We start from the raw sequence: 22,263 nt of genomic DNA on the forward strand, positions 1-22,263 counted from the left end.
ATTTGGGCCCTTGAAACGGGCGAGTGGCTCATCAAAGCGGGTCATAAAATACCAACCCGCAACTTGACAGGCCGATGCCAAGCGTTGTTTAGTTTATTCCGTCACGGTTTAGATGAACTGCGCGATAGAATCCTTAAAGGCCAACCTGTTGGCCACCTTGTACCACTTTTGTCCTGTACTTAGATCACCATTATAATGTCGTCGTTTTCCATCTTTGCGAAGACCTGTGTTGCTACCTGCTACGTAAAACGACTTTCCCAGATAATAGCCGGTCAATAGGTAGGCTAACCGGGTGACTAAAATTTCATGAATAAGTTTCGCTAAGCCCGTAACTATAATTTGCTCATCATGATACTCAACCCGGTAGTCGGTTTCGACCAAAAAATCTTCAAACTCCTCCCAGGATGCCGGGATAGAGACTAATTCTCCAGCCTCCAGCTTCTCCACCTGCTCGTCGGTTAACCGTATTTTTTCTAAAGCCTGCATACATACGTCCGGTTGCTTTTTAGTAAAGATACAATAACCCAATACAAAGCAAAAGGCCCTTTTGGTGCAAAAGGGCCTTTCATTCGGGTGCTATTTTTTATGATTTCATTAGTTCCTGCTCCGCTTTTCTGCGTTGCCGCTCAATCCGCCCCGACACCACGATGCTTACTTCGTAGAGTAACACGAGGGGTATGGCTACCAGCACCTGACTATAAATATCCGGCGAAGGCGTAATGATACCGGCCACAATCAGGATAACCACCCAGGCATGCTTGCGGTACGACTTCATGAATTTAGGCGTTAGCACCCCCACTTTCGAGAGCACAAAAGCAATCATAGGCATCTGGAAAATGAGGGCGCAGCCCAGCGAGAGCGTTACCAGAACACCAATGTACGACGTTATATCGAATTGGTTTTTAATCTCAGGCGTAATCTGGTAGTTAGCCAGGAAGTTGATAGCCAGTGGCGATACAATGTAGTAGCCAAACAGAAGGCCCAAGGCGAACAGGAGCGAAACGAAAAATACCGCACCCCGCGCTGCATTCTTTTCCACATTGCGCAACCCAGGCTTTATGAATCGCCACACCTCCCAAAACGCATAGGGAAAGGCAAAACAAAGCCCGATAATGGCCGATGAGGTCATGGCCATAGTAAACTGATCAGACAAGCCCAGTGCCTGCAATTCAAAGTTGAGTTTGCTTACGCAGAGGTCATCATAGCCCGAGATTTGCGATAATTTGCACATCATCCGGTACGTCCAGAAAGTAGGATGTGCCGGAGCCAGAATCACCTTGTCAAAAATCTCTTCAATGAAAATGAATGCGATGATGGCAAAGATGAAAATGGAGCCTACAGCCCGAATAATGTGCCAGCGAAGCTCTTCCAGATGGTCTAGGAAGGACATTTCCTTCCCCTCTTCATCGAGTACTACTTCTTCTTCGTTTTCGTCAGTCAGTTGGTCGAGTGGCATCTTTTTAATGAGTGAAAGAGTGAACGAGTAAATGAGCGAAAAGTTGATGCGGACCTTGCCCACTCTTTCGCTCATTCACTCGTTCACTCATTAGTTTTTATAGAGCGGAAATGCTTTCATCCACTCGTTGATTTCTTCTTTAACGCTCGAAAGAACCGTTTCGTTATCGTGATTCATGAGCACCTTGTCGATATATACGGCGATTTGCTCCATATCCGATTCTTTCAAACCACGCGTTGTCATAGCGGCCGTTCCTACACGCATACCGGAGGTCACCATGGGCGATTTATCATCGAATGGCACCATGTTTTTATTGATGGTAATGTCGGCTTTAATCAGCGTATTCTCTGCCAGTTTACCCGTTAAGCCTTTTGAGCGCAGGTCGATCAGCATCAGGTGGTTGTCTGTACCATCTGAAATGATTTTATAACCCCGGTTCAGGAAAGCAGTCGCCATCGCCTGCGCATTGGCTTTCACCTGCACGGCATAGTCGTAGAAATCATCCGTTAGTGCTTCACCGAACCCAACGGCTTTGGCCGCAATGATGTGCTCCAACGGGCCACCCTGCGTACCCGGAAACACACCCGAATCCAGCAGTGACGACATTAACCGGGTTTCGCCCTTTTGGGTTTTGATCCCAAATGGGTTCTCGAAGTCGTTCCGCATCATGATGATACCACCCCGCGAACCCCGCAGGGTTTTGTGGGTCGTTGTCGTTACGATATGCGCATGAGCCAGTGGGTCATTCAGCAGCCCTTTGGCAATCAACCCCGCCGGGTGCGACACGTCGGCCAGCAGCAGCGCACCAATTTCATCGGCAATGGCCCGAAGGCGGGCATAGTCCCAGTCGCGGCTGTAAGCCGAAGCACCGCAGATAAGCAGTTTCGGGCGTTCGCGTTTGGCTGTTTCTTCCACTACGTCGTAGTTGATGACACCCGTTTCGCGCTCTACACCGTAAAATGTTGGACGAAAGTATTTTCCCGAAATATTCACGGGCGAACCGTGCGTCAGGTGCCCACCGTGCGAGAGATCAAAGCCCAGAATGGTATCGCCCGGTTTCAGACAGGCCAGGAAAACAGCCGTGTTCGCATTGGCACCCGAGTGTGGCTGAACGTTCACCCAACTTGCCCCAAAGAGCTCTTTAGCCCGGTCGATAGCGATTTGTTCAATCTGGTCAACCACTTCGCAACCACCGTAATACCGTTTGCCGGGAAGTCCCTCAGCGTATTTATTCGTTAGTACACTACCAGCCGCTTCCATAACGGCGGGGGATACAAAATTTTCGGAAGCAATCAGTTCAATGCCCGACTCCTGACGATGTTGCTCTTTAGCAATCAGGTCGAATAGTTGGGTGTCGCGGGTGGTAATTGTAGCGGTCGTCATAATCAATTGGCTAAAAGCAGATTTTGGCACCACAAAAGTACGGCTTAATCCGATATGTGGTGCCGATTTTCGATGATGTCTGTAGCGTAAACATACAGAATAGTACCGGGCCGTGCCGAATGGTTTACGTTCCGGTGTCTACCGCTTCGTATAAGTGATGAGTAGGCCAGTCCGACAAGGTAGCAGTCCCTACCTACCTCTGGCTTCCAGCTGGTAGTGAAACGGTGTTATGCCGGTGTGCAGTTTAAACAGGCGATGAAAGTGCGAGTTACTGGTAAAACCACACTCCATCCCGATTTGACCGACCGATAAATCAACGGTAGCCAACAATTTACGGGCGTGGCCAATGCGGAGTTCATTCAGATAGTCGACAAATGTTTTCCGGGTGCGGTTTTTAAAGTACCGGCAAAAGGCTGCCGGGGCCATACCCGCTATCGATGCAATCTGTTCAATTCGTATTTCACTCCGAAAATTACCCAGCATAAATTCCAGCACCCGTTTCATTCGTTCGGTTTCGGCGGAACCAGTAGCCAGTTGATATCCGTCACTGGCTAATAGTTTGGCATCCGCGTCGGTAGCTAACTGGTTCAGAATGGTTAGCAGACCCAGCAATTGTGACAAGCCTGTCTGTTTGATCAATTGCTCCATCGATTCAGCAACCGATGCGCTACAGGTTGTACTAAAGTGCAGTCCGTAGCGGGCACGCTGGAGCAGTTGTCGAACTGCTGCCGCTTCGGGTAAAACGGCCAGTACACGCTCATCAAACGCAGCAGGAAACTGAACCACTACAGACTCTGCCAGCAGCCGGGAATCGGGCTGATAGAATTCGTCGTCATTCCGCCAGAAATGGGGTAGGTCAGGACCTAGTAACACCAAATCACCCGCCCGAAAGGTGTCTACATGGTCGCCCACAAACCGGCGGCCATAGCTTTTGGGAATGTAGGTTAACTCATACTCCGGGTGGTAATGCCAGGGCGAATCGAAGTAGGGTAGCTGGAATTGCCTGACCAGTACCGAACTCTGCTCGCTGAGCATCACCTTTTCAAACAGCGCTTTCATTTCGTATGCTATTTTGATGTAAAAGGTAGGTCACAAGTTGAATTATAGTCAAAATTGCACATAAATTGGCAAAAACAGGATAATATGGCATTGTTGGCTGCTCCTACTTTTGTATCGTAACAACGTGATAAACCAATCTTCTTTACCCACATGGAAACGACAATCGACAAAGAAGCACTGTTGAACGAACTGAGTACACCCTATTCCATTAGCTCCGACGCTATTGCCTTTTACCGTCAGAACGGTTATGTCAAATTAAAGCAGGTGTTAAGCCCAGAGGTTCTGACTTACTACGGCGATATATTGACTGACCTGGTTTTTCGGCTCAACACGCTCATTAAGCCGATGGAGGAACGAACGACCTACGAGCGGGCATTCCTGCAAATCATGAACCTCTGGCGGGAAGATGAACAGGCAAAAGAGTTCGTTTTCTCGACGCGACTAGCCCGGATTGCGGCCGACCTGATGGGCGTGGAGGGCGTTCGGATTTACCACGATCAGGCATTGTATAAAGAACCATCGGGCGGTATTACCCCCTGGCACGCCGATCAGTTTTACTGGCCACTGGCATCGCCCAACACGGTTACCGTCTGGATTCCATTGCAGGAAACGCCCATGCAGATGGGGCCGCTGGCTTTCGCCGAAGGAAGTCAGCACGTGGAGATTGGCCGCGACCTTGAAATTAGTGATGACAGTGAGCAGATTCTGGCCGACGAATTGCAAAAGCAGAATTTCCCCCTTAACAACACTCCGTTCGAATTGGGTGAGGTGAGTTACCACGCGGGCTGGACGTTCCACCGGGCCGGGCCTAACGTGTCGGACCGGCCGCGTAAGGTAATGACCATGATTTATATGGACAAAGATCAGGTTGTTATGCCACCCCGCAATAAATATCAAACCGCCGACCATGCAAAATGGCTCAATAACGTTCCGATCGGTAGCAAGCCACAAAATGAATTGAACCCGGTTCTGTTCAGCTATTAGGTCCATATCAGGAAAACAAGGATGGTTTGGCCGCGAACTGCAACGGAAAAATCGTTGAGTTGGTACTGGTTTGGTAACGGAGGTTTGTTTCTGGCCGAATGAGTATTGCCGTTCGTGGAAATATTTTTGCGGTATTTCTGTTGTTCTACCAAATCATCATTTTTCAAAAACGAAATGAAGTTCTTCTTAGCACTCGTTGTAGGGCTGTTTGTTAGCCTGACCGCAACAGCGCAGATACGTAAAGACCCCACTAACTGGTCGGTTAAAGTCGATAAACAACCAGCTAAAGTCGGCGACGTTGTCAGTATCCAAATTCAGGTTCGCATTGCTGAGAGCTGGCACATTTATTCCAACGACCTCAACCCGGATATTGGGCCGCTGCCCACCTCGTTCAAATTCCCGACCTCCGAGAATTATGCGCTGGTTGGCAAAGCTACGCCGGTAGGGGTTCAGGAAGTTTTTGAGGAAGTATGGGGGACGAAGGTTCGGCAGTTCGAGAACAAAGCCCTTTTTATCCAGAAAATAAAAGTACTTAAACCGGCTTTCACTTTTACGGGAACGGCCGAATACATGTCCTGTTCGTCGAAAGATGGTACGTGCCTGCCTCCTAAAGAAGTGGAATTGTCAACGGACGTAAAAGTTACTGGGGCTACTGCAACGGTCCCGGCCACGACCACAACGGCCGTAGCATCAAGCCCGGGTACGACGTCAACAGTCACCAAACCCACGTCCGCAACTGTAGTGACTCCCATTACCCCGGCTTCTGCTCCAACCGACTCTAATACCGTTAAAGCGGAAGAACCTGCCGCTCCTAACGCTATCAGCAGTACTGAAGAAGTGCTGAAGGAAGAGACTCCGGCATCGGACGGTTCACTGGGTGGTTTCCTGCTGGCGGCTTTCCTCTCGGGTTTGGTGGCCCTGCTGACACCCTGTGTTTTTCCTATTATTCCGGCCACCGTTAGCTTTTTTACCAATCAGGAGGGCGGTCAGTGGAAGGCGTTGCTATATGGTTTTTTCATCATTGCCATCTACGTGCTTATCGGTACCGTCGTGTCGCGGTTCAATGGACCGGCTTTCGCTAATTTCGTTAGTACGCACTGGGTTCCCAACCTACTGTTTTTCGCTATTTTCTTCATTTTTGGTCTGTCGTTTCTGGGCCTTTTCGAGATTGTATTACCCAACTCGCTTATCAATCAGGCCGATGCCCGGTCGGAGAAAGGGGGGATTCTGGGTATTTTCTTCATGGCGTTCACACTGGTGCTGGTCTCGTTTTCGTGTACCGGCCCCATCGTCGGTAGTTTGCTTGTTGCCTCGGCGGGTGGCGAAGTAATCAAACCTATTCTGGGAATGGCCGCCTTTTCATCGGCTTTCGCTGTGCCGTTTACCCTGTTTGCTGCCTTCCCTCAATGGCTGAAGAACTTGCCCCGGTCGGGTGGATGGCTTAATTCGGTAAAAGTGGTACTGGGTTTTCTGGAACTGGCCCTGGCGTTCAAGTTTCTGAGCGTGGCCGACCAGGTGTATCACTGGCACCTGCTCGACCGTGAAGTTTTCCTGTCTATCTGGATTGTTATTTTTGCCCTGATTGGTTTCTACTTCCTCGGCAAACTACGGCTGCCGCACGATAGCGAAACCAAGTTTATCAGCGTACAGAAACTGCTGATGGCCATTGCTACCTTCTCGTTCGTCGTATATATGATTCCGGGTTTGTGGGGTGCTCCGCTGAAAGCCCTCTCGGGTTATCTACCGCCCGAAACATCGCAGGATTTCAACCTGCACAATCAGCAATCAACGGGCAACATGTCATCACTGCCCACGCTTACTGAGCCGATCAAATACGCTGACCTGTTTCATTTTCCCCGTGGTTTTCAAGGGTTCTTCGACTACCAGCAGGCGTTGAACTATGCCAAAAAAGTAGGCAAGCCGGTATTCATTGATTTCACCGGTCACGGCTGCGTGAATTGCCGCGAAATGGAAGCCCGTGTCTGGTCAGACCCGGCGGTTATGTCGCGGTTGCAGAATGATTATGTACTGGTGGCTCTGTACGTAGATGATAAAACCGAACTGCCCGAATCGCAATGGTATACCTCGACCTACGATGGCAAGGTGAAAAAGACCATCGGTGCCCAGAATGCCGATTTGCAGATTACAAAGTACAACAACAACGCTCAACCGCACTATTGCCTGGTCAACAGTGAGGGAAAGCTACTGGTATCGCCCAAAAATTACGACCGCGACGTGGCGAATTTTGTGGCTTTCCTGGATGCCGGTAAAGCGAAGAGTTAGAGCGGTTTAATCGAAAAATAAAATATCCGGTTATTCCACTAACAAGAAATCTCCGCCTGATTCAGACGGGGATTTTTTTGTTAAGATGACGTTCGTTTAGCTTACGCTACCGATCCGGTCGGAATAGCCTGGGATTGTACCAGTTCCAAATCGGGTTTCGATTGGTCGGCAACTGTTACGCGACCACGCTCTTTCCGAACGATGCGGGAGTACAACGAAATTTCCTGGTCGAACAGGAACCGGAAGAACAACCGTACGTACGATGTATGGAACTTCAGGGTATCGTAGTATTCCGGGGCCGATTTCTTGATTTCGGGGAGCCGGTTCCAGGGAATAGACGGGAAATCGTGGTGCTCGTTATGGAAGCCTACATTTAGGTTAACGCTATTCAGGCCACCATAATAGCTGTACGTTTCCTGCTCCGGGTCGAGGGTCAGGTAATGCTCCTGAATCCAGCGGGCACCCAGCGGATGCAAACCAACGGAGAAGAACAGGCAAAGCAGCATAAACGCCAATGCTTTCCAGCCAAACAGCACAACGATCAGCGTGTCGAAGACTAACTGAACGAGGATATTAGCCAATACCCACTTATCGATAACCGCCAGTTCATACATTCGGAGCGTACGGATGGCCTGAAAAATGGGAAAAAACAGGAGCCAGAGGGCTTTGCCAATGGCGTAGTTATTGATCAGTTTTGCTTCGTACCAGTCGGGCAGATCAGCATCCAGCTCATGCACACCCTGAAACGCGTGATGCTTGATATGGAAGTTTTTGAACGATAGAGCCGTTGGTAATATAGTAGGCAGGTTCGCAAAAATAGCCGCCCACATATTGGCAGTGGGCTTACGGAAAATCAAGTTATGCGCTGCCTCGTGAATACACACAAATAGTGTATGAGCCGGAAAAGCGCCAATAAACCAGGCCGCAGCAATGATAACCCACCACGACTGATCCCGAACCAACCAGGCCATACCGGTCATCAGCGACACACAGGCCAGAATAACCCAGATTGTATTCGGGTTTTTTTGCCCGATCAACTTCTTGAGTTCCGGGTGGGATTTCAGTATTTGCCGGGTACGGATTCGATGGGGTTCCGAAGCGTTTGAACGAACAAAATCAGTTAACATAGCCATAGATGAGGTGTCGTCGGTATAACGGGGCCGCCCGTGGCGGTTTGATGAAAATGAACAGTAAAATTAGTACATTTTCAACTGCCAGCAACATACCGTTCGCCGAAACACATCTGATTTTTATCCTATTCTCACGCAAAACAAGAAAGGCGAAGCTAAGCAGCTTCGCCTTTACCGATTCAGGTTGATTCAATCAAAAAAAAAGTTGGTAGTAGTGAATGGTAAGGTAATGAGTAGTGGGGGTGGAATGGTATATTAGTAGCCGATAGGGAAGGAGTAACCCAGCGAAACGGCTACCCCCCGATTGCGCACATTGATATTGACAACCGGCACCTGTATCTGCCGGGTAAAGCCCTGTGTGTAGCGGCCTTCGACAAAGAATTTGCCGGTTCCGGCATCCATCGATAGTCCAAGGCCGCCAACGGCCCCTACATCCCAGCGGTTTAGCATGCCGCCGTAGTTAACGTCTACATCATAAGCCTGCGTCGTGAACAGGGCGGAGGCACGAGTCCGAATACGCCCATCAACGGCGTAGCTTACGGCGGGGCCAGCAATTAGGTAGGGCTGCACAGCTCCATCGGTCAGGTTGATTTTAGCCAGTAATGGAATCTCTATGTGTTGCGATTGATAGGCTATCGTGGCACCAATGGGCAGATTGAATCCCCCCAGCTTTACGTCAATTCCTTCCCGTATGGCAACTCCCTTCTGTACGTAAGCAACTTCCGGGCGGAACGAAACGCGGTCACTGAGCGGAATATCCAGGAAGATTGCACCCGTTGGTCCAACGGTTGAATGAAAAGCGGGAGTCAGGCTGCCTAAGTAATCAGGTTTAGAAGCAAACCCTATGTTAGCTCCTCCCCGAACACCAATTTGAACCTGGGCAAAGGAGGTTTGCGAAACCAGGGAACCTAAGCAGGCAATAAGACCGACAAGCACAATTCGTTTCATGGTAGTAAGAAAATAAAGTAAAAAGTGAGAACATGAATTTAATCGTGTAAAATGTCGGCAATAGGCGAAGTCGTTGTTTTAAGTGATTTCGTAGGTTAGAGGGTAGTGTTACGGAAAGGATTAATCCAGGCAGAAAAAAAATAGAATGACCAAGCCCGTCAGGCTGTTTTGCCTGGTCATTTCCACCGTTTTAAGCATTGTACTTTTTCTTGAAAACATTGTTATAGCCTCGTATCTTTACTAACCACCAATACTCCCTTAACCTCATCATGAAATATAGTAAGCCAACGAAGTTTAGTTATCTGCCTAAATTGCTGATGCCCCTGGACGTACTCGGACTTTTTGAGTGCGATCCCTTTGGCGGTTCTTTGTTAGTCAGGCGGATGCTGATTGGTATAGTAGGTTGGTCCACCTATGCTCGCTACACAGTAGTGAACCGTATTCAGATTGAGGGTACCGAAAACCTGGAGAATCTGCCGATTAATAACGTCTTGTTTCTCTCGAATCACCAGACCTATTTTGCTGATGTGATTGCTTTTTTTCACATCTTCTGCGCCGTTAAATGGGGGTTTCAAAACACGTTGTTGCCGCCCATGTATCTGTTGGCCCCCCGCGCCCGACAGTATTATGTAGCGGCTTCCGAAACGATGCAGAAGGGGCTGTTGCCACGCATTTTTGCGGCTATTGGAGCCATCACCATCGAGCGGTCCTGGCGGGCAGAAGGCCGGGAAGTACAGCGGTCTGTCGATACAACAGCGAATGACAAGATTGCCAAAGCCCTGGCGCATGGCTGGGTGGTGAGTTTCCCGCAGGGCACTACAACACCATATGCCCCCATTCGGAAAGGAACTGGTCACCTTGTCAAGAACATTGAACCAATTGTAATTCCCGTGGTCATAAACGGGTTTCGGCGGGCATTTGATAAGAAAGGGTTGCGGTTCAAGAAGCGGAATACGCTGCTCACGGTTCAGTTCAAAGCTCCCCTTGAGTACAGTGCCGAGGATACCGTTGAGGATATTGTAGCCAAAGTAAGGCACGCCATTGAGCAGGATACTCCGGAATGGGCGCAGGGAAATAGCTAGCATGGAGGCTAATCCCTGAATAAACGGAGGACTCTCACACTAAAAATGAACGGTTATGAACGCTTACTGTGAATGGAAAATAACGCTGAAAAATTACTTTTTTCCTGCCTGTATCCTTGCCTTTACGCTGTCTGTTTCCAGTTGTAGTAATGCCCATAAATCCACCGCTGCCCGGGATTTTACCCGCGTGGTGCAGGACACTAACCCACCGGTAGAGCCGCTGTCGCCGGAAGCGAGTCTGGCAAAAATTCAACTGCCCCCGGGGTATCATATCGAACTGGTGGCCAGTGAACCCATGATTCAGGAGCCGGTGGCAATGGCCTGGGATGGTAATGGTCGATTGTACGTAGCCGAAATGAACACGTACATGAAGGATGCCAATGCCACCGGCGAATACGCACCTACAAGCCGCATCAAACGACTGGAAGATACGGACGGCGATGGGCGGATGGATAAGTCAACTATCTTCATCGACAGTCTTGTGTTACCCCGCGTCATGTTGCCGGTTGGCGACGAGCTATTGGTCGGTATAACCAACGTTCAGCACATCTGGAGTTACCGGGATACCAACGGTGACGGTAAGGCCGACGAGAAAAAAATAGTGTTCCGAAACGATGCCATCGACTCCCGAAATCTGGAACACCAGAACGGTGGCCTGGTCTGGAACCTCGACAACTGGATTTACCCAACCCGCGATAATCTTCGGTATAAATACCAGCACGGGAAATTAGTAGCCGATACCCTGATTGATAATATGATTGGGCAGTGGGGTATGACTACCGATAATTACGGTCGGCTGTTTTATTCCGAAGCTGGTCCCGGATTACCCGCCGTGCAGATTCAGCAAAACCCGGCTTATGGTGCCCTGAACTTTGCCGACCAGTATTCGGAAGATTTCACGAAGCCCTGGCCCATTATTGGCAATGTAGACGCGCAGGGTGGGCGGGATGCTCTGCAACCTGAAGATAATACCCTGAACAAATTTACGTCGGGGTGCGGGCAGTCCATTTTCCGGGGTGACCGCCTGCCCGTCGATATGCAGGGTGATTATTTCATTGCCGAGCCGGTAGGGCGTATCATAAAGCGCGGCAAAGTGACGAACAAAAATGGAAAGATTTACATTGCTGATGCCTACAAACAGAAAGACTGGCTGGCCTCAGCCGACATGAATTTCCGTCCTGTCAATACGTATACTGGTCCCGATGGCTGTTTTTACATTGTCGATATGTACCATGGCATCATTCAGGAGAGCGAATGGACAAAACCCGGTTCCTATTTGGGCGGTATCATTCAGCAAAAAGGGCTGTATAAGAATCGCGGAATGGGCCGCATTTATCGCGTTGTTCACGACGACTTTAAACCGGATACCCATCGCCCGAATATGCTCAACGAGTCGAGTGTCCAACTGGTTACGTACCTGGATCATCCAAATGGCTGGTGGCGGGACAATGCCCAGCAACTGCTCATTGTCCGGAATGCCCAGTCGGTAGTACCAGCGTTGAAACAGATTGCCCTGGGCGAAAAAGCGTCACTGGCGAGAGTGCCTGGTCCTCTGGCTCGTGTTCATGCGCTCTGGACGCTGGAAGGGTTGCAGGCCATTGACAAGCCCACTCTCTTTCGATCATTTATCGACCCCGACCCGCAGGTTCGGAAAACGGCGGTCTGGATTAGCGAAGGCTATCTGGCGAAAAAAGACCCGGCAGTAATTGCTAAACTGGCTATGCTGGCAGCTGACCCCAGCCCCGATGTCCGTATTCAGTTGGCCCTGTCGCTCCGAAGCCACAAAACGGACCAGACGCAGGCTATGGTTAAAACGCTGCTGGCCGACAACCCCAACAATGAACTCATGCAGTTTTCGTTCGCCACCTTCGCCGAAAGTCAGAAGGTGCTGGAGGCCGAGCGGGCACGCACTCAAAACCTCAGCCCTGCCGACCGTGCCCTGGTAACGAACGGGGCCACCATCTTCAAACAGCTTTGCGCAACCTGTCACGGCCCCGACGGCAAGGGTATCGCAATGGGCGGTAAGCAAATGCCTGCTCCCCCGCTGGTAGGTTCTCCCCGCGTGAAGGGCGACAAAATTCTGGTTATACAACTGCTGATCAATGGCATGAAAGGGCCGGTCGATGGTAAAACCTATCCGGATATGATGCCCTCCATGGGCGGTAACGACGATACATGGATTGCGTCGGTGCTGAGTTATATCCGTAATAGTAGCGAACTGGGAAATAAATCATCCGTGGTTACGCCCACCGAAGTAGCCGACGTGCGGGCCAACACACCTAAAATGCCGGGAATGACTCAGCAGGAGTTGGAAATCTTTAAACTGGGCCGTGCCGAACGGATAAACTGGAGCAAACCCGATGAGAAAAATAAGGCCGAATAGCATCAGGCTCAATCGATGGTGGTTGCCCGCTTTTCTACTCGTGTTATGCGCTCCCCGTCTGGTGGCGCAGCAGGCTGCCTATACGAACAGCATCGGTATGGAGTTCGTACTCATTCAGCCGGGTAGCATGGTGGTAGGGCGTTTTCAGCCACCCTACCCGAAACGGAATCCATCGGAGAATGTATCGGCTGCCACAAATAAGGGTATGCCCTGGACAAGTAAAGATTATCAACTGGCCGAAGAACTGGTAAAACAGGATGCCCGGCTGGGGTTTTCTGTCACAATTAGTCGCCCTTATTACATTGGTAAATTTGAGGTGACGCAGGGACAATGGAAGCAGGTGATGGGCAACAATCCGTCCGCTTTTCAGGGTAGTAACGTTACCGATGATGCTGCCCAGCACCCGGTAGAACAGGTGACGTGGCAGGATGCTCAGAAATTTTTATCAAAACTCAATGCGCTGGAAAAAGTCAGGCATTACCGGCTACCAACCGAATTTGAGTGGGAATACGCAGCCCGGGCGGGAGCTACCGACGACATCGCCTGGAAGGCTATTCAGGCAGCCGCTCAACTGGGATCTGTCACCACTGGCCGCGTTGGTCAGAAAGCCCCGAATGCCTGGGGTGTTTACGATACACTCGGCAATGTGTGGGAGTGGGTACAGGACTATTATAACGAGAAACTCTTTGCCGACCCACCCGACCATTCCACCCGTTCGGGGAAACAGCATGTGTTGAAAGGGGCTTCGTTTATGGGCGACGTGAAAAATGCAACCTACATGACGCATGCGGGTGGTCCGGGCAACGGCTGGGATGTTGGTTTTAGGGTAGTACTGGAAACGAAATGATTTAGACTGATCATGCGTCCGAAAAACCTACTTACGCTCTTATTGTTTACGCTGTTGCTGAACACGTCCTACGCGCAAATCGACAAAATTCCGGCAGGGTTTACGCCCATTTTTAACGGAAAAGACCTGAAAGGATGGCACAAAAGCCGAACATCGCACCAGGGAACAACGGGTAATTTCTACGTAGAAAACGGCGTCATCACGCTGAAACAATACCCCTACGGGCAGGGTGGTATTCTGCTGACCGACAAGAAATACCGCAATTTTGAGCTGTACCTGGAAGCTAAAGTAGATTCCTTCTGCAACGGAGGAATCTTTATTCGCTCGACCGAAAGTGGTGCTGCTTACCAGATTGAACTGGCTATGCCCGGCTCTCTGGGCGACCTGCTGGGCGAACGGATGAACGTGAGCAAAGGCGCGCATGCTGCCGCTATCGCCAGCGTCTGGAAACCGGGAGACTGGAACGCGTTCCGTATTCGGATGGAGGGTGATATTCCTGCCATTAGCATGTGGGTAAACGATGAACTGATGTGGACTGTCACCGAGCCGGTCAATGACTTCGTGGCTGGTGAAATAACCGGTATGATTGGGTTACAGGCGCATTGGTCGGCGGTGTATTCCGAAGCCGCCAACGCCTTTAATATGGCTAATTCATGGAAACCCGGTGCCGCTCACCGCTTCCGAAACGTTGCCATCAAAGAGTTGAAATAATGGGGAAAGCCAGGAAAATACTCCGCTTAACCCATTAAAATGCTACCGCCAATAACCCCGGCCCCGTTCGGAAACAGCGGATTTCCAGTTGTTCTTCGTGGTTGGGTAAGCGCACATAGCCTACCAGTTTCTCCGCACCGTCGGCGAAGGGTTCAACGTGCAGGTGCTCCCGAAAGGTGAGCTGGCGTTTGCCGTACAACTTGTACAGAGCTTCTTTGGCGCACCAGTAAATAGCCAGTCGATGTGGGTCACTGGCTGCGTGGGCAATTTCGTCGGCCGACAAAACGCGTGGCACTACCCGTCTGAATTGCTCCCGAATCGGCTCAATATCAATCCCGACGGGCCTTGATTTATGGAGTATAGCCGCTGCCCAGCCACCCGTGTGCGAGAGGGATATATGCCAGGAAGAATCAATCAGAAATGGTTTCCCAAATTCGTCTTTTTGAAGTCCCTGATACAGTGCGCCCTGTTCTTCAATCAGTTTTCGGATAGCCACCCGACAGGCCAGCCATTCAACCCGCTGCGCCGGATGGGTTATCATGGCCAGTTCCTCCTCCTCTGGTATGGTAAGGGGTAAACCGGCCCGCAGTGTCGGTTCATCGTCGGTAATTGACTGGAGTATGGCTACACAGTCCTGATTTATTTGCAGCGTCACAACTCAAAAGTCGGAAGTCGTTCGACAAAAAGAAAGGTTTGACGACCTTTGAGTGTCAACTTATTCGTTTGAATGCTGTGGTAGTAGAAAAAATAGACACATTTGGCGGGCATCGCGATCCGGTTTATACCCTCGAAAATAATGTTGTACCGGACCAGTTTTTCTCGGCCGGGGGCGATGGACAGGTAGTACGCTGGCGACTGGAACGGCCCGATTTAGGAGAATTGATTGCCACTGTACCGGCATCGGTATACGCACTGGCCATGCACCCAACCAGCGGACTGCTGTGGGTTGGGCAGAATTATGCCGGTATTCACCTGGTCGATTCCGATAAAAAACAGGAGATGTCCTCCCTCAAATTAACGTCGGCTGCTATTTTTGACATCAAGTTTTACAAAAGTGACGCTTTTCTGGCACTTTCGGACGGCGTTGTGGTAGTAGTTGACGCTGACCAGTTGGTGGTCCGGAAGCATCTGAAGGCAACCGACCAGTCGGCACGGTGCATAGCCATCAATCCAGTTGAGCGGGAGTTTGCTGTAGGGTATAGCGATCATACCATCCGCATTTTTGACCTACTGACTTATGCACTCAAGCATGTTATTTCAGGTCATTCAAATTCGGTTTTTACGGTTGCCTACTCGCCCGATTTTCGCTATCTGCTCTCCGCCGGGCGCGATGCCCATCTTACCATATGGGACGTGGAAAAAAACTATGCATTGTACCAGGATATCGTGGCGCATATGTTTGCCATAAACCACCTGGCGTTCAGCCCGGATGGCGGTCTGCTGGCTACTGCCAGTATGGATAAATCCATTAAAATCTGGGATGCCGAAACGTTTCGACTGTTGAAGGTAGTGGATCGGGCGCGTCATGCCGGGCACGGTACCTCCGTCAATAAACTGCTTTGGACGGCTCCCCGTCAGCTTCTTTCTGCCAGCGACGACCGGACAATTTCGGTGTGGAAATTATCCTCATAAACAGGGCTTGAACAGGAATACTCTATTTTTTGGCCTATTTTTTGTAAATTCCATAGAATGGCTGTTAATTTCACCTTTATCTGACGAATAGTGATTACTCTAATTCAAGCGCACCGATGAAAATTACGCCCATAGAAATCCGGCAACACACATTCGAGAAGGGGTTGCGCGGCTATAAAGCAGAAGATGTTGACGCATTTCTCGTTTCGCTTTCGCAGGAGTGGGAGCGTGTTACCAACGATCATAAAATGCTGAAAATGCAGCTTGAACTAGCCGAAAAAGAGCTGGGAAAGCTAAAAGAGTTCGAAATGACGCTGTTTCGTACCCTCAAAACCGCTGAGGACAGTAGCGCACAGATAACGGAGCAGGCCAACAAAGTCAGTGAGGGCCATATCAATGAAGCAAAACAAAAAGCCGACGAGATTCTGGCGGATGCCCGTAAGCGTACTGCTCTGATGGTAAAAGATGCTGAAAATCAATCTCGCTTTTTGAAAGATAATATCCTCAATGATTTGAAATCGCTGGAACATGATTTTAAGGCATTAGAAGGATACAAGGAGAATCTGGCGGTTCAGATTCGGGCACTAGCCAGCAATGCAATGGATAGTGTTGATCGGTTTGAGAAGAAATTTGCCAAGCAAAATCTGAAAGGGAAAATAGACGAAGTTACCACGCAGATTGAAGAGGATCGGAATAAAGAGAACGAACCAATAGAAATCGATGCACCGGCAGGTAACTCTCCGGAACCGGAGCAGCCAACCAGTAACGCTATCGATCTGCCTGAGTTGACTGACCGGTCAGAAGCTGTTCCTGAAGCCATTCCGGCTGATGAGGACATGACGAATAAACTGGAGGAGAGTGTTCATATCGCTGAACAGGAACTGGTTGAGCCAATAACCAAAGAAGCGCCTGTTGAGGAACAAACAGTGCCTGAGCCGACTCCGGTCAATGAAGAGGTGGTTGAAGAGGCAAAGCCCAAAAAAGGCGGTTCATTTTTTGACCAGATATAATGTAACGGGCTGCTATGCATAGCCCTTTCTATGGGAACAATTGCGTTAGAAGGACTCGAATTTTTCTCTTATCACGGTTTTTACGATGAAGAGCAAAAGATTGGTAACAAATATTCCGTCGATATAATTGTTACGGCCGATTTTTCAGAAGCCGCCCGGCGTGACCGCCTGAGTGCTACGGTCAATTACGAAGATTTGTATCGGATTACGTTGGGTGTGATGAAACAACCCGCCCGACTGCTGGAACACATTGCTCATCAAATTATTCAGGAGATACGAACCAGCTATCCCGATTTGGAGGCCGTAGAAGTCAGCGTATCTAAATTTAATCCGCCCATCGGTGGCGTCTGCCACCGGGCAAAAATTACGCTGAAGGAATAAGTACCAAAAAACATAAGTGGCTGATGCAGCAAAGTTAGTTGCGCATCAGCCACTTATGTTTTTTGGTACTCACACTGCCTGCTGTAATCCGGCAAAGGAAATGGCCATGTGCGAGGCATCATAAATGCATTCTCCATTCCGGATCAGTAATACCTGCGGAGATTCGTGTTCTACGCCAAAAACGGTTTCAATCTTGTTTGATATTGGTTTGTAAGCCAACAAATCGAGGTAGTATGGTTTTACGCCTAAGTGGTCGTTCCAATTGCGTTCCATGCGGCTAAGGGCCATATGGCTGATCGAACAACTGGTGCTATGTTTAAAAATCAATACCGGACTCCTGTTTGATTCTTCTTTGATAAGGTCAAGTTGGTCGTCGGTTGTTAGTTTGTTCCAATTCATTGTATCCACATGCTAGCTGTATTCTGTAGACGTAAAATTAGTTTTACGGTCAAAAAGTTCGCTAATTTTTAGGCGTGTACCGTAGCTTTTCAGCCATTGCGGGCGATATCGCTTCTGAATAAGGACCGTAGGCATCGACCAAAACACCCTTGTGGCCGTTTCTGGTTTCTATGGCATACAGCACCGATTCGTCGGATGGGTTGGTCATGCCTTCAAACCGGTATACATCAACGATGTCAAAGTCGGCGGGGCGGAGTTCGATGTTGTCGGGCTGGCAGTGCAAACAATCCGGTTTGAGGTTATAGTCCTGCGTGTATCCTTCTTTTCGCAGGCCTTCCAGTGCCTCGGTGAGGGTATCGTACGTTTTCATGAACGGGGGATTTGATTTTGTGTTTGTAGCTTTGTTGGTATAACCAACCGTACAACCGCTTGTTTCCGGGACTTTATAACACAGGTATCTTTATTTTTCAGGCGCTGGCGCGGGTAGCAGCTTCATTCAATCCCAAAGCCCGCAAATGGGTGGCCGGTAGGCAGGGTTGGGCCAATAGGCTACGGGCGCAACTAGCTGGGAATAGACAGCCTGTTGCCTGGTTTCACGCGGCCTCGCTGGGTGAATTTGAACAGGGGCGACCCGTGATGGAAGCGTTTCGGGCGCACTACCCAACGCACAAAATCCTGCTGACTTTTTTTTCTCCTTCTGGCTACGAGGTGCGTAAAGAGTATGACGGGGCCGATTTTATTCTATACCTGCCCGCCGATACGCCCGAAAATGCCCGGCAGTTCGTTCAGCTGGTCAGGCCGGAAATTACGTTTTTTATCAAGTATGAATTCTGGTACAATTACCTCCGCGAGTTGAACGCTGCGCAGATTCCGGTCGTTTCGTTCTCCGCCATCTTCCGCCCGAACCAACTGTTTTTTAAACCCTACGGTAACTTCTACCGGAATATGCTGGGGTACTTTGACCATATTCTGGTGCAAAATCAGGAGTCAGTCGATTTGCTAAAAGGCATTGGCGTAACAGCTGTCACGCTGGCGGGCGATACCCGTTTTGACCGGGTTGCGCAGGTTGCAGCCGCCAGGAAGGCTATTGCAGTAGCGAAAACCTTCAAAGCAGGCAGTCCACTGTTGGTAATTGGGAGTGCCTGGCCGGAAGATATGGCCGTATTGATCCCTTTCCTGAATACCTTCGACCAGCCGTTGAAAGTGATCATTGCCCCGCACGAAATTCATGACGCCGAAATCAAAAACTGGCTCAGTCAACTAAAAAAGCCTTCTGTTCGGTTTTCGGAGGCCAGTGAGCAACCTGTTTCAGAGGCTACCTACCTCTTTATCGACAACGTAGGCATGTTGTCTTGTCTGTACCAGTACGGCGAATTTGCTTACATTGGTGGCGCGTTTAAACAGGGATTGCACAACATTCTGGAAGCGGCCACTTTTGGAATGCCCTTATTTTTCGGGCCGGAATACCGCAAGTTCCAGGAAGCTATTGAGTTGATAAATGAAGGAGCCGCTTTCCCTGTTAGTAACACAACAGAACTTGCGTTACTATTCAAAAAGCAATACAATGACTCCGAAAAAGCGACCCGCGTCAGCCGGGAATACGTGCAGCGGAACATTGGCGCAACCGCAAAGGTTATGCAGGTAGCAGCGAAGCTGCTGGGCGAAAGACTGAAAGAGTGAAAGTAACTCAATCAGTAATCGCTCTTTCACCGCCTGGCGATCCTCTCCATTCGGCAACCCGGTTTCGCTCATTCAATAGATAACTCATTGAAAAATAAAGGTCTGATTATTCGCTCCACCGGTTCCTGGTACGATATCCGGAACGAAGATGGCCACATCTTCCAGGGTCGGTTGAAGGGCAAATTCAAAATAAAAGGATTCAAAGTGACCAACCCCATTGCTGTGGGAGACCGGGTCCTGTTTGAAGTAGAGGACGAAATTGAGAACACGGCGGTCATCACCGACATCGATCCCCGCGAAAACTATATCATTCGTCAGTCGGTCCACAAAACGGCACATGGGCATATTATTGCCGCCAACCTCGATCAGGCAATCCTGATTGCTACGCTGGCCATGCCCCGTACCTCACTGGGTTTTATTGACCGCTTTCTGGTCTCGGCCGAGTCGTTCCGGATTCTGACGACCATTATCTTCAATAAATCGGATATTCTGAACGACGAAGGATTGGCGTATCAGCAGGAAATCATGGATCTGTACGAGCGGATTGGTTACCAGTGCATTTCTACGTCGGCCACGGAAGGCGCGGGGGTGGAAGCCTTCGAGCAACTCCTTGATCAGAAAGTTACCCTGTTATCGGGCCATTCGGGCGTGGGTAAATCGACGCTCGTCAACGCCATTGCGCCCGATCTGAACCTGCGGACGAATGAGGTCTCTACGTTTGCTAACAAAGGCGTTCATACCACCACCTTCGCCGAAATGTTTGAACTGGCCCCCAATACGTACATTATCGATACACCGGGCATCAAGGAACTGGGCCTGATGGATACGGCAAAGGCGGAGGTGAGTCACTACTTCCCCGAAATGCGCGACCGCCTGAACCAGTGTCGCTTCGATAATTGCCTGCACTACAATGAACCGGGCTGCGCTATCAAAGAGGCCGTCGCCGAAGGCGAAATCGCCGAAAGCCGGTACATGAGCTATCTGAGTATGATTGAAGGGGGAGACAATCGGCGATAACATTCTGTAGCATGGACAATATATAGCGATCGAGGCTATACATTGTCCATGCTGCATTGTTCCCTAATTCGTCATGGCGGCCAGTAAATCGGCCTGGGTGATGATGTGTACCTGATCCCGTTCGTCGCGCACAAGCAGGGCTTTGTTATCGCGGTCGATGAGCGAGGAGAGTGCGTCGATGGTATTGTCCAGGCCAACGAATTTAAACGGTTTATCCATCAATTCACTCACCGGGTGATCTTTTACGGCTGGGTCATCAATGAGCCGGTTCAGGACGGTCGAGTCGGTTAGGCTACCGATTATATGACCGCTCTCGTCCGTTACCGGAATTTGCGAAATGCCGTAGCGGTTCAGCACCTGAATCGCCTGACTCACCGAAACCCCTGCGCCAATGGTAGTGAGTTGCGACGTTCCGTTTTTGTGATGGATAATGTCGCGGGCGGTTTTGAAGGCACGATCTTCCAGAAAACCGTGGTCTTTCATCCAGGTATCGTTATAAATCTTGCCGAGGTAACGCGTGCCGTGGTCGGGTAGCAAAATAACCAGTACATCACTTTCTTTCATGTGCTCTCTGGCCCACTCCAATGCGCCGTGTACGGCGGTTCCGCACGACCAGCCAACGAACAGACCTTCTTCCCGTGCCAGCCGACGGGTCATAATGGCCGCATCTTTGTCGGTTACTTTTATGAATTGGTCGATGACACTGAAGTCAACGTTTTGCGGCAATATGTCTTCGCCGATGCCTTCGGTCAGGTACGGGTAAATCTCCCCTTCGTCGAACTGGCCGGTTTCCTTGTATTTTTTGAATACCGAACCGTAGGTGTCCAGCCCAATAGAAACGATGGTTGGGTTCTGCTCTTTCAGGAATTTACTGGTGCCGCTGATGGTGCCTCCCGTTCCTACGCCAGCCGCAAAGTGCGTGATTTTGCCGTCGGTATCGCGCCAGATCTCGGGGCCGGTGGTTTCGTAATGTGCCGCCGTGTTGGCTGCGTTGTCATACTGATTGGGATACAGCGAATTGGGAATATCGCGGTTGAGTTTCTTCGCTACCGAGTAATACGAACGCGGATCATCGGGGGCTACGTTGGTTGGGCAAACGACTACTTCAGCACCCACTGCCCGCAGAATATCAATCTTCTCCTGCGACTGTTTGTCGGCCATTGTGAATATACACTTGTAGCCTTTCCCGATGGCCGCCAAAGCCAGTCCCATGCCGGTATTGCCGCTCGTGCCTTCAATGATGGTGCCGCCGGGTTTTAATACACCCCGTGCTTCGGCATCGGCAATCATGCTCACGGCAATGCGGTCTTTTACGGAGTTACCGGGGTTGAAGTACTCGACTTTCGCCAGAATCGTCCCCGGAATACCCTTAGTTACTTTATTCAGTTTAACCAGGGGCGTGTTGCCAATGGTGTCGATGATGGAGTTATGATAGTTCATGGTTCTGTTGTTTTGTTGTACTTCTCTAAAAAGGCAACGACCTGGCTGTGGAAGTGTTTGAAACTCTCGGAGTGTTGAATTAACCAGTTAGCGTCAAAATTTGCCAAAATAACATTGGCAATTTCAACCTGTTTAGCGACGAGTTTAGTGTAGCCATAAAGGGTGCAATTCAAATTGTCGCAACCATGTCGTAGCTTAGGGCATGCCTGACGAACACTCCCTGCCCTTCACCGAAGAAGAATATGTGGCTTTGGCCCGCCAGAAATATAGCGAACTCAAAGCCCTCAGAAGTAAGCCTACCTTCTATGACTACGAGAAGTCATTTGAGGAGATTTGGCTCGACTTGGGGCGACAAGTCCTGGAAAAGAGTCTGAGTCAGGTACCGACTGATCGTCGTAAAAAAAAAGATGAAAACACGCTTTGGACCCATACAGATAG

Annotated in this window: 21 protein-coding genes and 1 pseudogene; 12 read left to right on the forward strand and 10 right to left on the reverse strand. The window is 49.9% G+C overall.

The features are described from left to right. Positions 1 to 108 precede the first annotated feature (108 nt). From B157_RS36585 to B157_RS0133785, 4 genes are all read right to left on the reverse strand, one after another. A complete protein-coding gene (locus B157_RS36585) occupies positions 109 to 486 on the reverse strand; it encodes a PDDEXK family nuclease (RefSeq protein ID WP_020607708.1) in 378 nt (125 codons plus the stop codon). Between the two features lie 97 nt (positions 487 to 583). Continuing rightward, a complete protein-coding gene (gene tatC, locus B157_RS0133775) occupies positions 584 to 1,456 on the reverse strand; it encodes a twin-arginine translocase subunit TatC (RefSeq protein ID WP_026309145.1) in 873 nt (290 codons plus the stop codon). Between the two features lie 90 nt (positions 1,457 to 1,546). Continuing rightward, positions 1,547 to 2,839 (reverse strand): serine hydroxymethyltransferase, encoded by a 1,293-nt coding sequence (locus B157_RS0133780; RefSeq protein ID WP_020607710.1) that lies wholly within the window; start codon positions 2,837 to 2,839, stop codon positions 1,547 to 1,549. Between the two features lie 189 nt (positions 2,840 to 3,028). Next, positions 3,029 to 3,898, reverse strand: a complete 870-nt coding sequence (locus B157_RS0133785) for an AraC family transcriptional regulator (protein WP_020607711.1) — start codon at positions 3,896 to 3,898, stop codon at positions 3,029 to 3,031. A gap of 150 nt (positions 3,899 to 4,048) precedes the next feature. On the opposite strand from B157_RS0133785, the gene B157_RS0133790 reads away from it, so the two are divergent. Together B157_RS0133790 and B157_RS0133800 are read left to right on the forward strand one after the other, a co-directional pair. Then, entirely contained in the window at positions 4,049 to 4,882 is an 834-nt protein-coding gene (locus tag B157_RS0133790) for a phytanoyl-CoA dioxygenase family protein (RefSeq protein WP_020607712.1), read from the forward strand. Between the two features lie 174 nt (positions 4,883 to 5,056). Then, positions 5,057 to 7,165, forward strand: coding sequence for a cytochrome c biogenesis protein CcdA (locus B157_RS0133800; protein WP_020607714.1), 2,109 nt, complete (start codon positions 5,057 to 5,059; stop codon positions 7,163 to 7,165). Positions 7,166 to 7,266: 101 nt separating this feature from the next. Here the strand turns inward: B157_RS0133800 and B157_RS0133805 are convergent, their stop codons facing one another. Together B157_RS0133805 and B157_RS0133815 are read right to left on the reverse strand one after the other, a co-directional pair. Next, entirely contained in the window at positions 7,267 to 8,292 is a 1,026-nt protein-coding gene (locus tag B157_RS0133805) for a fatty acid desaturase (RefSeq protein WP_020607715.1), read from the reverse strand. 258 nt (positions 8,293 to 8,550) lie between these two features. Continuing rightward, on the reverse strand, positions 8,551 to 9,243 hold the full coding sequence (locus B157_RS0133815; protein WP_020607717.1) for a porin family protein: 693 nt from the start codon (positions 9,241 to 9,243) through the stop codon (positions 8,551 to 8,553). A 269-nt stretch (positions 9,244 to 9,512) separates the two neighbouring features. On the opposite strand from B157_RS0133815, the gene B157_RS0133820 reads away from it, so the two are divergent. The 4 genes from B157_RS0133820 to B157_RS0133835 are packed head-to-tail and all read left to right on the forward strand — an operon-like array spanning position 9,513 to position 14,266. Next, entirely contained in the window at positions 9,513 to 10,325 is an 813-nt protein-coding gene (locus B157_RS0133820; RefSeq protein ID WP_020607718.1) for a lysophospholipid acyltransferase family protein, read from the forward strand. 55 nt (positions 10,326 to 10,380) lie between these two features. Then, positions 10,381 to 12,708, forward strand: a complete 2,328-nt coding sequence (locus B157_RS0133825) for a DUF7133 domain-containing protein (protein WP_020607719.1) — start codon at positions 10,381 to 10,383, stop codon at positions 12,706 to 12,708. Further along, a complete protein-coding gene (locus tag B157_RS0133830; protein WP_157618690.1) occupies positions 12,686 to 13,555 on the forward strand; it encodes a formylglycine-generating enzyme family protein in 870 nt (289 codons plus the stop codon). Before B157_RS0133825 ends, B157_RS0133830 begins: the two co-directional genes overlap by 23 nt. A gap of 12 nt (positions 13,556 to 13,567) precedes the next feature. Then, on the forward strand, positions 13,568 to 14,266 hold the full coding sequence (locus B157_RS0133835) for a 3-keto-disaccharide hydrolase (RefSeq protein WP_020607721.1): 699 nt from the start codon (positions 13,568 to 13,570) through the stop codon (positions 14,264 to 14,266). Between the two features lie 34 nt (positions 14,267 to 14,300). On the opposite strand, the gene B157_RS0133840 is transcribed toward B157_RS0133835, so the two are convergent. Then, entirely contained in the window at positions 14,301 to 14,921 is a 621-nt protein-coding gene (locus B157_RS0133840; RefSeq protein ID WP_020607722.1) for a 4'-phosphopantetheinyl transferase family protein, read from the reverse strand. A gap of 77 nt (positions 14,922 to 14,998) precedes the next feature. Between B157_RS0133840 and B157_RS0133845 the strand changes: the two genes are divergently transcribed. The 3 genes from B157_RS0133845 to folB all read left to right on the forward strand — a co-directional run bounded on the left by B157_RS0133845 (position 14,999) and on the right by folB (position 17,289). After that, positions 14,999 to 15,898, forward strand: coding sequence for a WD40 repeat domain-containing protein (locus B157_RS0133845; RefSeq protein ID WP_026309147.1), 900 nt, complete (start codon positions 14,999 to 15,001; stop codon positions 15,896 to 15,898). Between the two features lie 116 nt (positions 15,899 to 16,014). After that, a complete protein-coding gene (locus B157_RS0133850) occupies positions 16,015 to 16,908 on the forward strand; it encodes a DivIVA domain-containing protein (protein ID WP_020607724.1) in 894 nt (297 codons plus the stop codon). A 30-nt stretch (positions 16,909 to 16,938) separates the two neighbouring features. Then, complete coding sequence (gene folB, locus B157_RS0133855; protein ID WP_020607725.1) at positions 16,939 to 17,289, forward strand: dihydroneopterin aldolase; 351 nt, start codon at positions 16,939 to 16,941, stop codon at positions 17,287 to 17,289. 69 nt (positions 17,290 to 17,358) lie between these two features. On the opposite strand, the gene ytxJ is transcribed toward folB, so the two are convergent. Together ytxJ and B157_RS0133865 are read right to left on the reverse strand one after the other, a co-directional pair. Continuing rightward, a complete protein-coding gene (ytxJ, locus tag B157_RS0133860) occupies positions 17,359 to 17,688 on the reverse strand; it encodes a bacillithiol system redox-active protein YtxJ (protein WP_020607726.1) in 330 nt (109 codons plus the stop codon). 61 nt (positions 17,689 to 17,749) lie between these two features. Further along, positions 17,750 to 18,058 (reverse strand): hypothetical protein, encoded by a 309-nt coding sequence (locus B157_RS0133865; protein ID WP_020607727.1) that lies wholly within the window; start codon positions 18,056 to 18,058, stop codon positions 17,750 to 17,752. A gap of 59 nt (positions 18,059 to 18,117) precedes the next feature. Here B157_RS0133865 and B157_RS0133870 point away from each other — a divergent pair, with 59 nt between their 5' ends. Both B157_RS0133870 and rsgA read left to right on the forward strand, forming a co-directional pair. Next, positions 18,118 to 19,368, forward strand: a complete 1,251-nt coding sequence (locus B157_RS0133870; RefSeq protein WP_020607728.1) for a 3-deoxy-D-manno-octulosonic acid transferase — start codon at positions 18,118 to 18,120, stop codon at positions 19,366 to 19,368. A gap of 87 nt (positions 19,369 to 19,455) precedes the next feature. Then, positions 19,456 to 20,385 (forward strand): ribosome small subunit-dependent GTPase A, encoded by a 930-nt coding sequence (gene rsgA / locus B157_RS0133875; protein WP_020607729.1) that lies wholly within the window; start codon positions 19,456 to 19,458, stop codon positions 20,383 to 20,385. A gap of 63 nt (positions 20,386 to 20,448) precedes the next feature. Here the strand turns inward: rsgA and B157_RS0133880 are convergent, their stop codons facing one another. Beyond that, positions 20,449 to 21,825, reverse strand: coding sequence for a cystathionine beta-synthase (locus tag B157_RS0133880; RefSeq protein WP_020607730.1), 1,377 nt, complete (start codon positions 21,823 to 21,825; stop codon positions 20,449 to 20,451). A gap of 202 nt (positions 21,826 to 22,027) precedes the next feature. Here B157_RS0133880 and B157_RS0133885 point away from each other — a divergent pair. After that, positions 22,028 to 22,263 (forward strand): annotated as a pseudogene (locus B157_RS0133885) (hypothetical protein); the annotation flags it as partial.

Source organism: Spirosoma spitsbergense DSM 19989, from assembly GCF_000374085.1.
Classification (GTDB): domain Bacteria; phylum Bacteroidota; class Bacteroidia; order Cytophagales; family Spirosomataceae; genus Spirosoma; species Spirosoma spitsbergense.